General features: G+C 36.0%; 16 protein-coding genes and 1 pseudogene. All 17 read right to left on the reverse strand.

Annotated elements, in window-relative coordinates:
* Positions 1–15: 15 nt before the first annotated feature.
* Positions 16–1053, reverse strand: coding sequence for a polysaccharide biosynthesis protein (locus CN326_RS18295; RefSeq protein WP_098310407.1), 1038 nt, complete (start codon positions 1051–1053; stop codon positions 16–18).
* Positions 1054–1072: 19 nt separating this feature from the next.
* A complete protein-coding gene (locus CN326_RS18300) occupies positions 1073–2284 on the reverse strand; it encodes a glycosyltransferase family 4 protein (RefSeq protein WP_098310408.1) in 1212 nt (403 codons plus the stop codon).
* On the reverse strand, positions 2281–2907 hold the full coding sequence (locus tag CN326_RS18305) for an acetyltransferase (protein ID WP_098310409.1): 627 nt from the start codon (positions 2905–2907) through the stop codon (positions 2281–2283). The genes CN326_RS18300 and CN326_RS18305 overlap by 4 nt, the downstream gene beginning before the upstream one ends.
* Positions 2904–3548 carry a sugar transferase gene (locus CN326_RS18310; protein WP_098310410.1) on the reverse strand — a complete coding sequence of 215 codons (645 nt, stop codon included), beginning with the start codon at positions 3546–3548 and terminating at the stop codon, positions 2904–2906. Before CN326_RS18310 ends, CN326_RS18305 begins: the two co-directional genes overlap by 4 nt.
* A complete protein-coding gene (locus tag CN326_RS18315) occupies positions 3548–4663 on the reverse strand; it encodes a DegT/DnrJ/EryC1/StrS family aminotransferase (RefSeq protein ID WP_098310411.1) in 1116 nt (371 codons plus the stop codon). Before CN326_RS18315 ends, CN326_RS18310 begins: the two co-directional genes overlap by 1 nt.
* Before the next feature lie 97 nt (positions 4664–4760).
* Entirely contained in the window at positions 4761–6587 is a 1827-nt protein-coding gene (locus tag CN326_RS18320) for a polysaccharide biosynthesis protein (RefSeq protein ID WP_098310412.1), read from the reverse strand.
* A gap of 130 nt (positions 6588–6717) precedes the next feature.
* Positions 6718–7599, reverse strand: a complete 882-nt coding sequence (gene galU, locus CN326_RS18325) for a UTP--glucose-1-phosphate uridylyltransferase GalU (protein ID WP_098310413.1) — start codon at positions 7597–7599, stop codon at positions 6718–6720.
* Between the two features lie 251 nt (positions 7600–7850).
* On the reverse strand, positions 7851–8618 hold the full coding sequence (locus CN326_RS18330; protein ID WP_141525078.1) for a tyrosine-protein phosphatase: 768 nt from the start codon (positions 8616–8618) through the stop codon (positions 7851–7853).
* A gap of 79 nt (positions 8619–8697) precedes the next feature.
* Positions 8698–9402 (reverse strand): CpsD/CapB family tyrosine-protein kinase, encoded by a 705-nt coding sequence (locus CN326_RS18335; RefSeq protein ID WP_098310414.1) that lies wholly within the window; start codon positions 9400–9402, stop codon positions 8698–8700.
* Entirely contained in the window at positions 9392–10135 is a 744-nt protein-coding gene (locus CN326_RS18340; RefSeq protein WP_098310415.1) for a YveK family protein, read from the reverse strand. Before CN326_RS18340 ends, CN326_RS18335 begins: the two co-directional genes overlap by 11 nt.
* A 287-nt stretch (positions 10136–10422) precedes the next feature.
* Entirely contained in the window at positions 10423–11097 is a 675-nt protein-coding gene (locus CN326_RS18345) for a CpsD/CapB family tyrosine-protein kinase (RefSeq protein WP_098310416.1), read from the reverse strand.
* Between the two features lie 583 nt (positions 11098–11680).
* Positions 11681–12115, reverse strand: coding sequence for a 3-hydroxyacyl-ACP dehydratase FabZ (fabZ, locus tag CN326_RS18350; RefSeq protein WP_035430592.1), 435 nt, complete (start codon positions 12113–12115; stop codon positions 11681–11683).
* 445 nt (positions 12116–12560) lie between these two features.
* Positions 12561–13562 (reverse strand): rod shape-determining protein, encoded by a 1002-nt coding sequence (gene mreB / locus CN326_RS18355; protein WP_098310417.1) that lies wholly within the window; start codon positions 13560–13562, stop codon positions 12561–12563.
* Positions 13563–13721: 159 nt separating this feature from the next.
* Entirely contained in the window at positions 13722–13994 is a 273-nt protein-coding gene (gene spoIIID / locus CN326_RS18360) for a sporulation transcriptional regulator SpoIIID (RefSeq protein WP_020061467.1), read from the reverse strand.
* Positions 13995–14318: 324 nt separating this feature from the next.
* Entirely contained in the window at positions 14319–14453 is a 135-nt protein-coding gene (locus CN326_RS18365) for an ABC transporter ATP-binding protein (RefSeq protein ID WP_098310419.1), read from the reverse strand.
* A 147-nt stretch (positions 14454–14600) separates the two neighbouring features.
* Positions 14601–15572: a stage II sporulation protein SpoIIQ gene (gene spoIIQ, locus CN326_RS18370; protein ID WP_098310420.1), complete on the reverse strand. Its 972-nt coding sequence runs from the start codon at positions 15570–15572 to the stop codon at positions 14601–14603.
* 342 nt (positions 15573–15914) lie between these two features.
* Positions 15915–15995 (reverse strand): annotated as a pseudogene (locus CN326_RS25605) (ABC transporter ATP-binding protein); the annotation flags it as partial.
* Positions 15996–16241: the final 246 nt, after the last annotated feature.

Raw genomic sequence — 16241 nt, forward strand, 5'->3', positions numbered from 1 at the left:
AATTATTACCATCCTTTAGTTTGTTACGTAAGTATTTTTATTCCATTCCTCAAGTTCTTTTCGAACATAATCTAATTCTAGTAATCTCTCTTTAATTTGTTCCATATTAAGGATTTGTGTGTTGTCCGAATTATATTCTTCTACAGTGGTGAGCTTTTGATCCCCCTCTGCAAAATACTTATCATAGTTAAGATCTCTTTGATCGGCAGGCACTCTAAAGAAACCACCTAAATCTTCTGCAACTACATATTCTTCTTTAGTAAGAAGCGTTTCATAACGTTTTTCCCCGTGACGCGTTCCAATTACTTTAATCTCATTATCAACATTAAACAGTTCCTTTATAGCCTGTGCAAGGTCACCAATTGTACTTGCAGGGGATTTTTGAACCATAATATCTCCTGCCTCAGCGTTTTGGAAAGCAAATACGACTAACTCGACTGCCTCTTCTAAGCTCATAAGAAATCTTGTCATATTAGGGTCCGTTACTGTTAAAGGCTGTCCATTTTTAATTTGTTCGATAAATAATGGGATAACCGATCCACGCGAGGCCATTACATTACCATATCTTGTGCCACAAATCAGTGTTCTGTCTGGAGATACTGTTTTTGATTTTGCAACAAAAACCTTTTCCATCATTGCTTTTGAAATTCCCATTGCATTAATTGGATAAGCTGCTTTGTCTGTAGATAAACAAATCGCTTTTTTAACACCATATTCAATAGCAGCAGTGAGTACATTGTCTGTTCCAAGAACATTAGTTTTCACAGCTTCTAGTGGAAAAAACTCACACGATGGAACTTGTTTTAACGCAGCAGCATGAAAGATATAATCTACACCATGCATAGCATTTTTAACACTTGCTAAATCTCTTACATCCCCAAGATAAAATTTTAATTTATCATTTTTATAAAGCTTTCTCATATCATCTTGCTTTTTTTCATCACGTGAGAAAATACGGATTTCTTTTATATCAGTATCTAGGAATCTTTTCATAACTGCATTACCAAAAGAACCGGTGCCACCTGTTATTAGTAAAATTTTATCCTTAAACATGTACTTACCTCTTTTCATGTTATTTAAAATGACTCATTATTATTTCATATGAATGCCTTGCTGTATAGTTATCCTCTAAATACTTTCTAGCGTTTATACCCATATGCTTTCTTAATTCTATATTACATAATTGCTGTACTTTTTTATTAAATTGCTCAATATCACTACTCTCACACCAAAAACCAAATCCACCTTTTTCAGTAACCTGTCCGATATCAGTGTTTACATCAGTTGCTGCCAAGATAGGCATTGAAGCCTGCATATATGAAAGAAGTCTTGATGGAAAATTTGGTATTGTAAATCGCTTATCAAGAAATATTAGCCCGACATCACATGAATTTGCTAGAATTTCATAATCTTCTTTTGGTAATTGAGCAAATAACTGTGCATTAGTTAATTTTTCACTGTCAAAAAAAGTTTTAAGTTTAGTAAACTCTGTCCCTGATCCAGCTATAACGAAGTAAATCTGGTCATTATCTTTATTGGCCTTTAGGCACTCAATCAAGAAATCAATCCCCTGTGGTTTTCCCAGATTCCCTCCATAAATAAAAACTGTTTTATCAAGTGGTATTTTATATTTACTCTTAACCTCTTTTATCTTTCTCGCATCTTTCTCTATCGTTAACGGTTCTATACTGTTAGGACATACTTCAACAATATTTGGAGATATTTCAGGATTATGCTGTAATAAGAAATCTACATTAGCCTGTGACATGCATCCGATATAATCCGATATCTTATATAACCTTTTTTCCTTAGATTTAAAGTACTTAAATAACAGACCTTTAATTCCTGCTTTCTTTATCATACCAAGGTCTACTGCATTCTGTGGAAAAATGTCCTTTAACAATAAATAAGTTTTTGCATTATCTCTTTTTTTCACATATTCAACTGCTTTTTGAAGTGTTATTGGCGGTGTTGAATAAATTACTAAATCGAATTTAATATCTGAAAAATAATTTTTAATGCCCCTTAAAAATTTAGATTCTAAAGTAAGGGTTGAAATGCCTTTTTCAAACATATTAGTTTTTTGAGTGTTCCCAATTTGTAGTTTTAATATTTTATAATTTCCCTTATCAATCAACCTCGTTGGTTGTTGTTTCCTCTTTTCTGTTGGAGAAATAATATATACTTTATGGTGATTCTTTACAAACTCTCTCATCAAATCAGTGTATATACCATTTTCATCAATTGTTGAAAAATCTAAAAGGGTTAAAAATAAGACATTCATATTCTATAAACTCTCCTCACCGGAATCCCTACATAGGTTCCAGGTTCAGTTATATCCTTAACCACAACTGCACCGGCACCAATTTTACAGCCACTAGTGATGTTAATATTATTGCTTACTATACTACCAATACCTAACCAAGTACCCCATCCAACTTTCACCGTACCAGCTAAATGTGCCCCTGGTGATATATGAACATAATCTTCAATTATATTGTCATGGTCTATTGTAGAACCAGTATTAATAATGCACCCTTTCCCAATTGTAGTGCAGCAGTTAATCACAACTCCAGCCATAACTACGGTACCTGATGCCAACTTAACTTGTTCTCCAATAACAGCAGTAGGGTGAATTAAAGTAGGTATACTTGCACCTTCAGCTTCAAGCTTCTCCTGAATCTTTTCTCGTGTAGCGTTATTACCAATACCTACACAAAAGTCACAATCCTCTATATGCTTACAGGCATCCGCTGATTTACCGATTACTTCTATCCCCATTGATGCTTTGACGCTTTCGTCATCATCTAAAAAGGCAATGCTCTGCCATTTATTCATTTTTAACGCAATGTCAGCAACAACTTTCCCGTGACCACTAGCGCCTATTATGATAAGTTTGTTCTTCATAGCTCTACTCTTCCTCTTTTGTTTCCTCTAAATGGTTCCATAGTTGCAGCAGTTTCTGAGTTAATACCTTCCCTAACAAAAACCTTTTTAATAGTTAGAAGGATAATCCTCCAATCTCCGGTGAAGCTTACATTATCTACATACTCCACATCAAGATTAAATTTCTCTTCCCAACTAATAGCATTCCTACCACTTACTTGCGCTAAACCAGACAATCCGGGTCTAACCTTATGACGACGCTTTTGATGTTCATTGTATAATGATAGGTACTGAACCAGTAAAGGTCTAGGTCCTATGATCGACATATCGCCTTTAAGAATATTGAAAAGTTCAGGAAGCTCATCAAGAGATGTAGAACGCAAGAACCTTCCAAATTTCGTAAGCCTCACACTATCAGGAAGCAGTTGTCCATTCTCATCTCTTTCATCCGTCATCGTCCTAAACTTATACATCATAAAAACCTTCTCATTAAGACCAGGTCTTTTCTGTTTAAAAAGCACTGGACCGCCTAGCTTAACTCTTACAAGGATAGCAACTACCAAAAATACTGGGCTGAGAACCATAATAGCGATCAAAGATAGTATAAAATCCATCGACCTTTTTACGAACCTTCTATAGATGCCACCTTTAGAATTTTTCATTACTCTAACCACAACCCTTTAATAATCTTTACAACCTTCGACAAATCCTCATCCGTTATCTTCGTATCACTTGGCAAACAAACACCGTTCTCAAACAGTTTTTCCGATACATCTGTACCAACAAAGTCATACTTCTCAAAGAACGGTTGCATATGCATTGGCTTCCAGATTGGTCTGGATTCAATGTTTTCTTTTTCAAGTGCTACCATAATATCAATTGGTCGAACCTTACCGTTTAAAGTCATTGAGCTTAACCAATAATTCGGTTCATTCCAGTCATTGCTAGGCATGAACTGAATACCTTCAAGATCCCCTAGTTCTCTCTTATAAAACTCCAAAATATATCTTTTCTTCTGAACTCTCTGATCTAATACCTTAAGTTGTCCTCTACCGATTCCAGCAACTACATTGCTCATACGGTAATTGAATCCTAATTCGCTATGTTGATAGTGTCTTGCTTGATCTCTACTTTGAGTAGCCCAAAATCTTACCTTCGCAATCCGCTCTTCATTATTAGAAACAAGCATGCCGCCACCAGAAGTAGTGATGATTTTGTTTCCATTAAAAGAGAAGATGCCATAATCACCAAAAGTGCCAGTATGTTTATCTTTATAGTAAGTACCTAGGGACTCTGCAGCGTCTTCTATTAAAGTAACGTTATGTTTCTTACACAATTCAACTATTCTATCCATATCCGCGGAAAGACCATAAAGGTGAACTACTATTACTGCCTTTACATTTGGATATTTCTCAAAAGCTTCTTCCAGTGCTTTAGGACACATATTCCAAGTTTCATAATCACTATCTATAAAAACAGGAGTGGCATTTTGATAGATGATAGGATTTGCTGTAGCTGAGAACGTCAGTGTTTGACAAAAAACAATATCCCCTTCTCCTACTCCCGACGCCTTAAGAGCCATATGAAGCGCAGCTGTTCCAGAAGATAATGCTGCAGCAGCTTTAGAACCAACCTTCGTAGCCAGTTCTTTTTCAAATCCATTCACATTTTCTCCAAGAGGTGCAATCCAATTCGTATCAAAAGCTTCCTTAACATATTGCATTTCATAACCCTCATCGCTCATATGTGGCGATGAGAGGAATATTCTTTCTCTCATTTTCAAAGACTTCCTTCCTTTATTAATTCTGAAATAAATTCTGTTTCAATTTAAATACATAATCAAAATAGGTCGTGATCATATCAGTTCCCATTCTTCAACTTTTTACCGCAACTTTATTATTCGCAAACCCTAATAAAGTCTCTCTTATACTCTCTTGATTCATCTGCTCAAAATTATCTATAAACTGCTGAATAATATCCAGCTCCATCATAACAGCTTTTCCTATATGAATTTTCGGGAACACTTGCTCCGGATGCACTTCATTCTCATTTAGTAGCTCTTCATACATTTTCTCGCCCGGCCTCAAGCCGCTAAACTCAATCCCGATTTCTTCAACAGAATAACCTGACAGTTGAATTAGATTTTGTGCTAGATCTACAATCTTAACTGGTTCTCCCATATCTAACACAAAAATCTCGCCACCTTTAGCTAACGTACCCGCTTGGATCACAAGTCTTGACGCTTCTGGGATGGTCATAAAGTAGCGGGTAATCTCCGGATGTGTAACCGTCACGGGTCCACCTTTTTGAATTTGTCTTTTAAATAGTGGGATTACGCTTCCTCTGCTTCCGAGTACGTTTCCGAACCGAACTGCCACGAATCGTGTTTTACTTACCATAGCCATATGCTGGACAACCATTTCTGCAACACGTTTTGTCGCACCCATTACGTTTGTTGGATTTACCGCTTTATCTGTAGAAACCATAACAAACGTATTTACTTTAAACGTATCGGCTGCTTCTGCTACATTTTTCGTACCAATAATATTATTCTTCACAGCTTCCTCTGGATTACGCTCCATTAAAGGAACATGTTTATGAGCTGCTGCATGGTATACAATAAATGGCTGATGCTTTTTCATTACTTCAAATATTTTATTCCGATCTTGTACATCAGCAATTTCTGTCGTAATTTCAGCTGCATCTTTATAATTCGTGCGCAATTCCATTTCAATATGATAAATGCTATTTTCACCATGTCCTAAAAGAACAATTTTTGCTGGTTTATACTTCATAACTTGACGACAAATTTCAGAACCAATAGATCCACCTGCACCTGTTACTAAAATGGTTTTTCCTGTGATCTTTTCTCCAATGCCTGCATCGTCTAGCTGAACTGGTTCTCTTCCTAACAAGTCTTCTACTTGTACATCACGAAACTCATTTACAGAGACCTTACCATCTAAAAGATCTTCTAGCATCGGCACAATTTGTGTCTTTGCTTTTGTTTTTGTACATGTTTCAAAAATTTCATTCACTTGTTTTCTATTTAAAGAAGGAATAGCAATAATAATATGTTCAATTTTATATTGCTCTACAACTCTTTCAATATCCTTTGTTGAACCTACAACCGGTACATTATAAATTTCTAATCGCTGTTTATTTCTATCATCATCTACAAATGCGACTGGATATAAATCAGCTTCTTTATTTTGTTGTAACTGTCTTACAACCATTGTTCCTGCTGCACCTGCTCCAACAATAAGTGTTCGTGTTTTATTTATATTGTTTGTATTCTTTGTATTCTTTGCCATATATGTATCACGAAATATACGCCAAACAAAGCGTGAACCACCAATTAACAACAGATGAAGCATCCATGCCATTGCCAAAATACGAACATAAATATCTTGATTAATAATTTCTTGTACAATTGCTGTTACTATAATAGAAAGAGTAACTGCTTTAAATATGTGTTTTAATTCTCCAATACTCGCATACTCCCAAGCCTTGCTATATAACTTATAAATGGATGCAAAAATATGATGGCTACAAAGTAATGTAATCGAACTAATGATTAATGTAATCGGAACATCACTTAATGCATTCGGATGTATAAACCAATAACTTAAGTACACGGCAGTTAAAACAATAAATGAATCTAAGAAAATTAATAATGAGAGCCGTTTTGGATAACTCAATATACATGTTCCTTTCTTTATATGATTTTTAAATACAAATTCTTCCTCTTCACTTTAAAGGAGCTACAGCTAAATTATTTATTTTCCCTATGTTATACACATATACCGGCAGCACAAAATACTTTTCCTTCTATATATGTACAGTCTCTTTCTGTACTAATCCATTCATATATTTCATCAATTCTTCTTTTAATTCCTCATGCTGAAGTGCCATCTCAATTGTTGTCTTAATAAATCCAAACTTCTCCCCAACATCGTAACGTGTCCCTTCAAAATTATATGCAAACACTCGTTGAATTTCATTTAAACGTTGAATCGCATCTGTTAATTGAATTTCTCCGCCCGCACCTGTTTGCTGATTTTCTAGGAACATGAAGATTTCTGGTGTTAAGACGTAACGGCCCATAATCGCTAAGTTCGATGGCGCTGTTCCTTGTGCTGGCTTTTCTACAAATTGACTCACTTGATAACGGCGGCCATTTTGCTCAGTTGGATCGATAATACCGTAGCGATGTGTTTCGTTTTCTGGTACTGTTTGCACACCGATTACAGATGCTTTCGTTACTTCATATTCATTCATTAATTGACGTAAGCACGGTGTTTCTGCTTGGACAATGTCATCACCAAGTAATACGGCAAATGGTTCGTTTCCAATAAATTTGCGCGCACACCATACTGCATGTCCTAATCCTTTTGGTTCTTTTTGTCTTATGTAGTGAATGTTAATTTTGGAAGATGCTTGTACTTTTTCAAGCATGTCATACTTCCCTTTTTCTAATAAGTTTTGTTCTAGTTCAAAGGAATGATCGAAATGATCTTCAATCGCACGTTTTCCTTTTCCTGTTACGATAATAATGTCTTCAATCCCTGATTCTATTGCTTCTTCTACGATGTACTGAATTGTCGGTTTGTCGACAATTGGTAACATTTCCTTTGGCATTGCTTTCGTAGCTGGTAAAAATCTTGTTCCAAGTCCAGCTGCTGGAATAATTGCTTTTTTTACTTGTCTCATTGTCAGTTCCCCCAGACACATTTTATTTGTATGTATATTTATAACTATATTTAAATAGTAAAAACCCTAGCTATAGCGTCCTTATGCACAACTCTATAGCTAGAGTTTTTAAAATAATTTTGGGCATCTAACCCATCCTCACGCCCTGCTCCTGACGACATGCGTCTAAGGTAGGTTGAAATGAAATTTCTACCCACAGCAAGGCCGAGTGCCTCCATTGATAACGGTTAGGAGACATTACCATATACATATTAAAAGATACCGAATAGTTTCTTACGGCGAATTTGTTCTGGATCTTCTTTATAAACACTTTTTCCGTTTATTAATAGATATGGATTTTCTTTAAAATCCATAAGTATGCTAGTACCAAATTCTTTCTCTATGACATTATAACCAGCTTGTAAGTGAAATCCGCGTGTTGTTGTGTTATGCGCATCAGATGCAATCATATGCGTCAAGTTATGTTCGATGAGTTGCATTGAGAATTTTTTAATTTTTTTACCGAAGTTGCCAAGTAAACTGCCTGCTGTTACTTGTGTAAGTGCTCCTTTGCTAACAAAGTTGTATAACTTATCAGGGTGCTCGATTAACTCTGCGTTGCGCTCTGGATGAACGATAATTGGGATTAATCCCTTTACTCGTAATTCATACAGCATTTGTTCTGCATAGCGCGGTACATGATTAGACGAGAATTCGATGAGTATGTATGTGTTTGTTTCGTTTAATGTGACGATTTTGTTCGCTTCATAGTCTGTTAGTAAGTCACCGTATAATCGAACTTCTTGACCTGGTAAAACCGTTAAATTTATATCATTTTCTTTTAATAGGGCATTTAATTGTTTTACCTGATGAAGAATATCCGTGCGCTCATTGACATATCTTCCATTTTGATGGTGAGGTGTTGCCACAATCGTATGTATTCCTTCTGCTACTGCTGCTTTAGCCATTGCTATGCTATCTGTTATTGTTTGTGCCCCGTCATCAACACCGGGTAAAATATGACAATGCAGGTCAATCACGTTTCCCATCCTTTCTATAATACATATACGTTTAATAAGAGAGAGCGCCAGGTGTGCGTATTCCACACACCTCTTCTCTTTAATTTGTGCCGTAATAGTAATATAAGCTTTGCTCACGTTCACGGTCGTTCAGAACAACACCTAATAATTTACCTTTTGCTGCTTCTAGTAACCTTTTTGCTTTTAATGCTGCTTCTTTTTCCGTGTATGCGCTGCGTACAACAAGCAGAGATGCGTCACATTGATTTGCCATAATTTGTGCATCTGATACTGGCAAAATCGGCGGCAAGTCAAAGATGACTAAATCATACATGTTGTAAGCTTGTCCGAGAAATTCTTTCATGGTCTTAGAACCAAGCAGCTCTGCTGGGTTTGGCGGAATCGGTCCGCACGGAAGAAAATATAGATTTTCAACATTTGTTGTTTGCACACATTTTTCAAATCTTTCACCATGTGTCAAAATGTTTGTTAAACCGAAAATATTATCGACTTGGAACATTTGGTGCAGAGCTGGTTTCCGTAAGTCTGCATCGACAAGTAGTACTCTCTTTCCTTGCTGGGCAAATACAACAGCGATGTTCCCTACTGTTGTTGTTTTTCCTTCGCTTGGGCTTGGAGATGTTACCATTAAAGAATGAATATTCGTATCTATTGCCGCAAATTCAATATTTGTACGAATGTTACGAAATTGTTCTGCTACCGGAGACTTCGGCTGGTTATGTGCGATTAATTGACGACGTTGACGATAATTGTTATTTTTCTGGAATAAACCTTTAAGAGCCAATTGTATGCCCCCCTACCCTCTTCGCTGATGATGCATGTGTCTTGAATCCTTTTTCTCCTTCATCCATCCGCGCTACAACCCCTAATACAGGTAAACCAAGTAACGCTTCGATATCTTCTTCTTTTTTCACTGTGTTGTCTAAGTATTCTAGTAAGAATGCAAGACCGATAGAAGCCATTAATCCAACAACAATTGCAATTGCAATGTTTAACGACGGACGTGGTTTAATTGGTGATTGATGTTCGGCTATTTCCGCTTTTGAAAGAACGGTTACGTTATCTACGTTCATAATCTTCGCAACTTCACCTTTAAACACTTCTGCTGTTGTGTTTGCAATATCACGCGCTAACTTTGGATCTTTATCTTTGACAGTTACCGAGATAACTTGAGAATCCTTCTCATTTGCAACATCAATATTCTGCGTTAAAGCTTGTGTTGTCATGTCTAAATTTAGTTTTTCTTTTACTTGATCCAAAACAACTGGGCTTTTAATAATTACTTTATATGTATTTGTTAATTGAATATTGGTTTGAATTTCACCAGATTGAAATGTTGCTCCTTCTTGTTTCTTTTGGTTAACAAGAATTTGCGTAGAAGTTTGATAGATTGGCGTTATAAAGAAAAAACTTACAACTGCACTAATAATAGCGGCACCAAATGTAATTGATAGGATCATTGCTAGGCGTTTTCGTAAAATTTGAAATAACTCTTTTAAACTAATCGTTTCCTCCATAACTTCCTCCAGTTTTCAGTTTTTCACACGAAAAATAAATTATAGTACAATCATATACCATTATTAATACAGAAATGTTAATTTTTCATGTCATTTTAATATAGATATGTTAATTTTTTATATCCTTCTAATAAGACCAACACATATGATTTTACATAAAACCATTAAAATTTACAACATTCTCCACAAAATTTCCACAAAAAACCTTTTTTCCATAAAAACGATTACTCGTGAAACATTAAATAGATAGAGAAAACCTATGATTTTTCTGTCATAGGTTTTCTCTATTAATAGTATCCATATTGATCCGTTTGTTGCTTTTTGTCATTCAAAACAACTCCTAACAATTTACCAGAAGCGTTGTCTAATAGTTGTTTCGTTTTCACGATTTGGGCTTTTTCTGTCACTTCGCTGCGCACAACTAAAATAATCCCGTCGCATCGATTCGCTACAATTTGTGCGTCTGTTACAGCGAGCACAGGCGGTGTATCAATTAACACGATATCAAATGCTGCATATGCCTGCTCTAGCATTTCTCCCATCATACGAAAGCTTAATAATTCTGCCGGGTTTGGCGGAATGGGACCCGATGGCAAGAACGACACGTTTTCTATTTCTGTTTTATGTACACACTGCTCAAACGAAGCTTGCCCCGATAGAACATTCGTTAAGCCAAATTGATTGTGAATATGAAACATCTCATGCAGCTTTGACTTTCTCATATCTGCATCAATTACTAATACTTGTTTCCCTTGTTGTCCGAATACGACTGCTAAATTGGCAATTGTCGTTGTTTTTCCCTCTCCTGTACAAGACGAAGTCACAACAATAGAACGTACGTCACTATCTACCGCTGTAAATTGAATATTTGTACGAATATTCCGGTACTGCTCGGCAATTTGCGATTTTGGTTCATAATGTGCTACTAATTTTCGTTCTGTCTGTCTCTGTTTACCGAACACAACAAATCTCTCCTTTTCTTATGAAACACAACACATATATGACACCCCTCAATCTGTTCTTTAAAAAGAACGGATTGAATTCATAATTATCATTATATTGCATTTATTCTTCTTTATATAAAAATTAAAAGATAAAAAAGATGCTTATCATATAAATCGTACAAATTATACCTATCTTTAGTAGAATTTTCAATGCATAAAAAATTTTATTCCCTAACATGGGAACATGAAGAATCTATATAATCTCCCTATTAATAGTATCCATTCGATACATCATTATATAATAAAACTAAGTTATAAAAAACGTATTATACGCTTATTTCCAACAAAATAAACTTATTTATTTTTTATATGATAATATCGTTCTTTATAGTTAACTAGATATAAGAATCATACATAAAATACATGTATTTGACAATATGTTTATTCTATATTTTCACTCTATTCTGTATGTTGTTGAGAAAACGGATTAAGAAGTTATACACAGCAGGTTTTATTACACAAACTATTCTTACTCAAAAATATACATATAGTGAAATTTCTTCATAAAAAAGAACACTCTACCCGAGCGTCCTTTTTAAAATTATTCCTTCTTATCTCCAAGCGCAAATGTAATTTCCGCTTCACAAGCAACCTCACCGTTTACTGTTGCGACTGCTTTTCCTTTGCCAATCGGACCGCGTACACGCGTCATTTCTACTTCTAAACGAAGTTGATCGCCCGGACGTACTTGTCTTTTGAAACGGCAGTTGTCAATACCAGCAAAGAAAGCAAGGCGGCCGCGGTTTTCTTCTTTCTTTAAAACAGCAATTGCTCCAACTTGTGCAAGTGCCTCAACGATTAATACTCCAGGCATTACCGCGTAGTCAGGGAAATGGCCGTTAAAGTATTCTTCATTTGCCGATACGTTTTTAATACCAACCGCACGTTTTCCTTCTTCTACTTCAAGAACTTGATCAACAAGTAGAAATGGATAACGATGCGGGATAATTTCTTTAATTTGCTCTATGTTCAACATTAATATATCGCTCCTTTTTTAGAAATTAGTCTTAGTACTTGGTTATATATTATTATCCCACTTTATTCATTATTTGTCATTATGAAAAAAACGAAGCAGTCTTTCCTGCTTCGTATCGCTTCAAAAAAATGCATACACTCTTTCTTTCCTACAAACTTTGGTATAACAGAAATAAATACAGTTGACACGGAGGTAAAAAAGAGTGCATGCCCAAGTTAGGGGAAGGCAATATGCCAGGAGGCATATTGCCTCATGTGTCGTATTCGGCTTCATTATAGTATAACCATTTCTAATATGAAAAATGGCAAATTTGCTAAAATATATCAGTAAAGGTTTATTTTTCTCCGTTTTCCTTTGTATTTCTACATTTTTCGCAAAAACTATATATTTTTAAAGATAAATATAAAAAAGAACATTAGGCAATATACCTAACGTTCTTTCTTACTTATAGTAAAGCGCGGCGTGGTAATTTGTCGATGTTCTCAAGCATGATACCTGTTCCAACTGCTACACAGTGCATTGGATTTTCCGCGATCAATACAGGTACTTTTAATTCTTCTGCAAGAAGCATGTCAATGCCGTGCAGTAGTGCTCCGCCGCCCGTTAAAATAACGCCGCGGTCGATGATATCAGCAGATAATTCAGGCGGTGTACGTTCTAATACACCTTTTGCAGCTTGTACAATAACAGCTGCGTTTTCTTTTAGTGCCTCTGTGATTTCTTCAGAGCATACTGAAATTGTGCGAGGCAGACCTGTTACCATGTCACGGCCGCGAATTTCAAGTTCTTCACTGCGTGCACCTGGGAATACTGTACCTGCTTTAATTTTAATATCTTCTGCTGTACGTTCCCCAATTAATAGCTTATACTTACGTTTAATATAGTGTAAGATCTCCATATCAAACTTATCGCCCGCCATTTTAATGGAAGAGGAGGTAACGATATCGCCCATAGAAAGTACTGCAATATCCGTTGTACCTCCGCCAATATCTACAACCATATTTCCGCTTGGTTGGAAGATTTCCATACCAGCACCAACAGCAGCTACTTTTGGTTCTTCTTCTAAGTATACTTTCTTACCGCCAGATCTCTCAGCAGCTTCACGAATAGCTTTTTGTTCTACAGATGTGATGTTTGTTGGACAGCAAATTAAAATGCGAGGTTTTGATAAGAAGCCTTTTACGTCTAGTTTGTTGATGAAATGTTTTAACATCGCTTCTGTAATTTCGAAATCAGCAATTACACCATCTTTTAGCGGACGAATCGCTACAATGTTTCCAGGTGTACGCCCTACCATGCGTCTTGCTTCTTCACCTACCGCTAATACTTTTCCCGTATTGCGGTCAATCGCCACAACAGACGGTTCATTTAATACAATCCCTTTACCTTTTACATGAATCAATACGTTGGCCGTGCCAAGGTCAATTCCGATATCTCTCGCAAACATTCCTGTGTTTTCCTCCTCAATATATAAATCAGGCTTAACCCGAATACTTTACACCTAATTTCTAATTTTAGCATATTCTTTGTAGAAACGTAATATTGAAGAAATAGATTCTACCGAATTTTTTTACCTTTCATTAGGAATGTTTGCCTGATTGTCAGATTATTGACGCACGATTTTTTCTGTGTCCTCTTTTTGATACTTTTGCTTCGTTGCTTCGCCGCCGCGGAGGTGACGAATTGACTTATGATAATCAAGAATTTCCTTCACTTCATTTGCGAGCTCTGGATTAATTTCTGGTAAGCGTTCTGTTAAATCTTTATGCACAGTACTTTTTGATACACCAAATTCCTTTGCAATCACACGAACTGTTTTTCTTGTCTCCACGATATACTTGCCAATCTTGATTGTTCTCTCTTTGATGTAATCGTGCACACCACTCGCCTCCCTAAATTGGATGTGAGAAGGGTGAAATGAGACTCGCTGCATATGACTAGGATGTACGTTCGAATGCTGTTTGTAAGCGTTATACTTCCTGGGATTTATAATAAATTGATTCACGATTTCTCACCTCAAACACTCTCTTTGCTTTGGTTTATACCATTCTATTGCCCGCATTGTATTTATATGCTATAAGTTCTGTATTTTTGCGGACTACAGTGACAAAAATTACATTTTTTTTGAGAAATCTGTGAAAATGAAAGTTTTCCTTCCTATATATGCCCTAAGGAACAAAAAAAATGACGCCTTATGAGAGCGTCATTCTTCTTGATCTATTTTTTCTTCCCAAAGGCTTTGACGGGGGACTTCCCTTTTGCTTGTAATCAAATAATATAATGAAGATAAAACAAACAATAAAATAAGTGCAATCAACAAAACGAATAGCAATGACATAGTAAAGTAATCCCCTCCTTTTAGTAATATATATTCGAGAATTCTGTCCAATTTCCTTGCTATTACAGGTTTTTTTAGACATATTAATTATTTTTATATAAAAATAAAACCATCAATCCTCGTATAGAGGGCTGATGGTTTCGTATATTACTCTGTTTGTTCAGCAGAAGAGCTATCATCTTGACCTGCTGAGCTATTTGTAGACTTCTCTTCTTTTTTCTTATCGTCAGTTGAACTGTTTGTTGATTTTTCTTCTTTTTGCTTCTCATCATTTGTGCCACTTGTTGATTTTTCTTCTTTTTGCTTCTCATCATTTGTGCCACTTGTTGATTTCTCTTCTTTTTTCTTGTCGTCAGCTGGGCTGTTTGTTGATTTTTCTTCTTTTTGTTTCTCGTCAGTTGCACCGTTTGTTGATTTTTCCTCTTTTTGCTTTTCTTGCTTTTCAACTTTAATATCTGCAACAGACTTGTCGAAGTAAAGTTCTGGGTTTACTGCAACGTTATCTTTACGAACTTCGAAATGAACGTGATAACCTGCTTCTTTGTTCATTTCACTTAGTCCTGCTTTCCCTAACATTTCACCTTGATTGATTTTCGCACCTTTTTCCACTTTTGCACTGCCTAAGCTTTGATAAAACGTTGTAACGCCATTGCCATTGTCAACTGTTACAACATAGCCAAGAAGTGGATCTTTTTCCGCTTTTGTAACCGTACCGCTTAATGCCGCTGTGACATCAAACTCTTTTCCATTTTTTGCTGTGATATCAATTCCTGTATTCGCAGAGTATGTGTTGTTATAAAAGACAAGTGCTTGTTCTTGCTCCTCGGCTGCTGCTTTATCTTCGTAAAACTTCTTCTTTACAACAACTTCTGCTGCATTTGCAGTTGGCATCTTCACGACTTCTGAAGATTTTGTGACTGGCATTGTAGGAATTTCACTTACGCTTTGCGGCGTTGCTTCATTTTTCTCAGGCGTCTTTTTCGTATTCGCTGCCTGATACCATAATGCAACTGTTAAAATCACCGCTGCACACACAATGTATAGTGTCGGGAATACCCAACGCTTTTGAAATAAATGTACTACTTTTCGAGAAGACCTCTTGTTTTCCCTCTCTCTCATTCTATCATCACCTCAGCAATCATTTTGAACAAGATTCATTCATCCTATACAATCTACAACTAATTACTTTTCGACAAAATTTGTAAAAATATGCATAGGAGTTACAAAATTTCCGAGGAAATGATAAAAAAAGAAAAAAACTGAGCGTTTTGGCCCAGTTTTTTAGTCTAATTGTTTCTTTTTATAGACAAAGAAACAAATCACAATCAGAAATACAGCCCAAATCGCATTATTAATCAGATGCTCTTGAATGGCAGAGAAACCTTTTCCATGAATTTCCTCTTCAAGGCCCTCTATAATATGATTTGTTGGAAGAAGCCTTACCGCTTTTTTACAATCTTATAAGTCACAAAATAATAGTAAATTATCATAAATGCTAAGTCTTTCATATAAACCGCTGTTATCTGGTGAATAACCCCTCCTTATCCACCTTAGGGTCTGATTGAAGAAGAGGCTTCCTGTTTCATAGACCGTTGCATAATAGGGTTTCCCACCACGTCTTACACAGTCTCCACAGGCGTAGATTATACTGTTCGGACATAACCTTGCCCTACAGTTTGTAGACTTTAGTTTGTGACAAGCAATTTTTCTAATCCCTTTTGTAAGATGTTCAAGCTCGCATTATAGTCTCTATCCAGTACCGTTCCAAACTTTGTACAAATGTGAGTA

It is taken from the genome of Bacillus sp. AFS018417 (assembly GCF_002560985.1).
Classification (GTDB): Bacteria; Bacillota; Bacilli; order Bacillales; family Bacillaceae_G; genus Bacillus_A; species Bacillus_A rhizoplanae.

Bases quoted from the DNA above. Each gene is read 5' to 3' on its own strand.
- CN326_RS18295 (WP_098310407.1), bottom strand. From the start codon at position 1,053: ATGTTTAAGGATAAAATTTTACTAATAACAGGTGGCACCGGTTCTTTT.
- CN326_RS18300 (WP_098310408.1), bottom strand. From the start codon at position 2,284: ATGAATGTCTTATTTTTAACCCTTTTAGATTTTTCAACAATTGATGAA.
- CN326_RS18305 (WP_098310409.1), bottom strand. From the start codon at position 2,907: ATGAAGAACAAACTTATCATAATAGGCGCTAGTGGTCACGGGAAAGTT.
- CN326_RS18310 (WP_098310410.1), bottom strand. From the start codon at position 3,548: ATGAAAAATTCTAAAGGTGGCATCTATAGAAGGTTCGTAAAAAGGTCG.
- CN326_RS18315 (WP_098310411.1), bottom strand. From the start codon at position 4,663: ATGAGAGAAAGAATATTCCTCTCATCGCCACATATGAGCGATGAGGGT.
- galU (WP_098310413.1), bottom strand. From the start codon at position 7,599: ATGAGACAAGTAAAAAAAGCAATTATTCCAGCAGCTGGACTTGGAACA.
- CN326_RS18340 (WP_098310415.1), bottom strand. From the start codon at position 10,135: ATGGAGGAAACGATTAGTTTAAAAGAGTTATTTCAAATTTTACGAAAA.
- fabZ (WP_035430592.1), bottom strand. From the start codon at position 12,115: ATGTTGAACATAGAGCAAATTAAAGAAATTATCCCGCATCGTTATCCA.
- mreB (WP_098310417.1), bottom strand. From the start codon at position 13,562: ATGTTTGCGAGAGATATCGGAATTGACCTTGGCACGGCCAACGTATTG.
- CN326_RS18365 (WP_098310419.1), bottom strand. From the start codon at position 14,453: ATGTCATTGCTATTCGTTTTGTTGATTGCACTTATTTTATTGTTTGTT.
- spoIIQ (WP_098310420.1), bottom strand. From the start codon at position 15,572: ATGAGAGAGAGGGAAAACAAGAGGTCTTCTCGAAAAGTAGTACATTTA.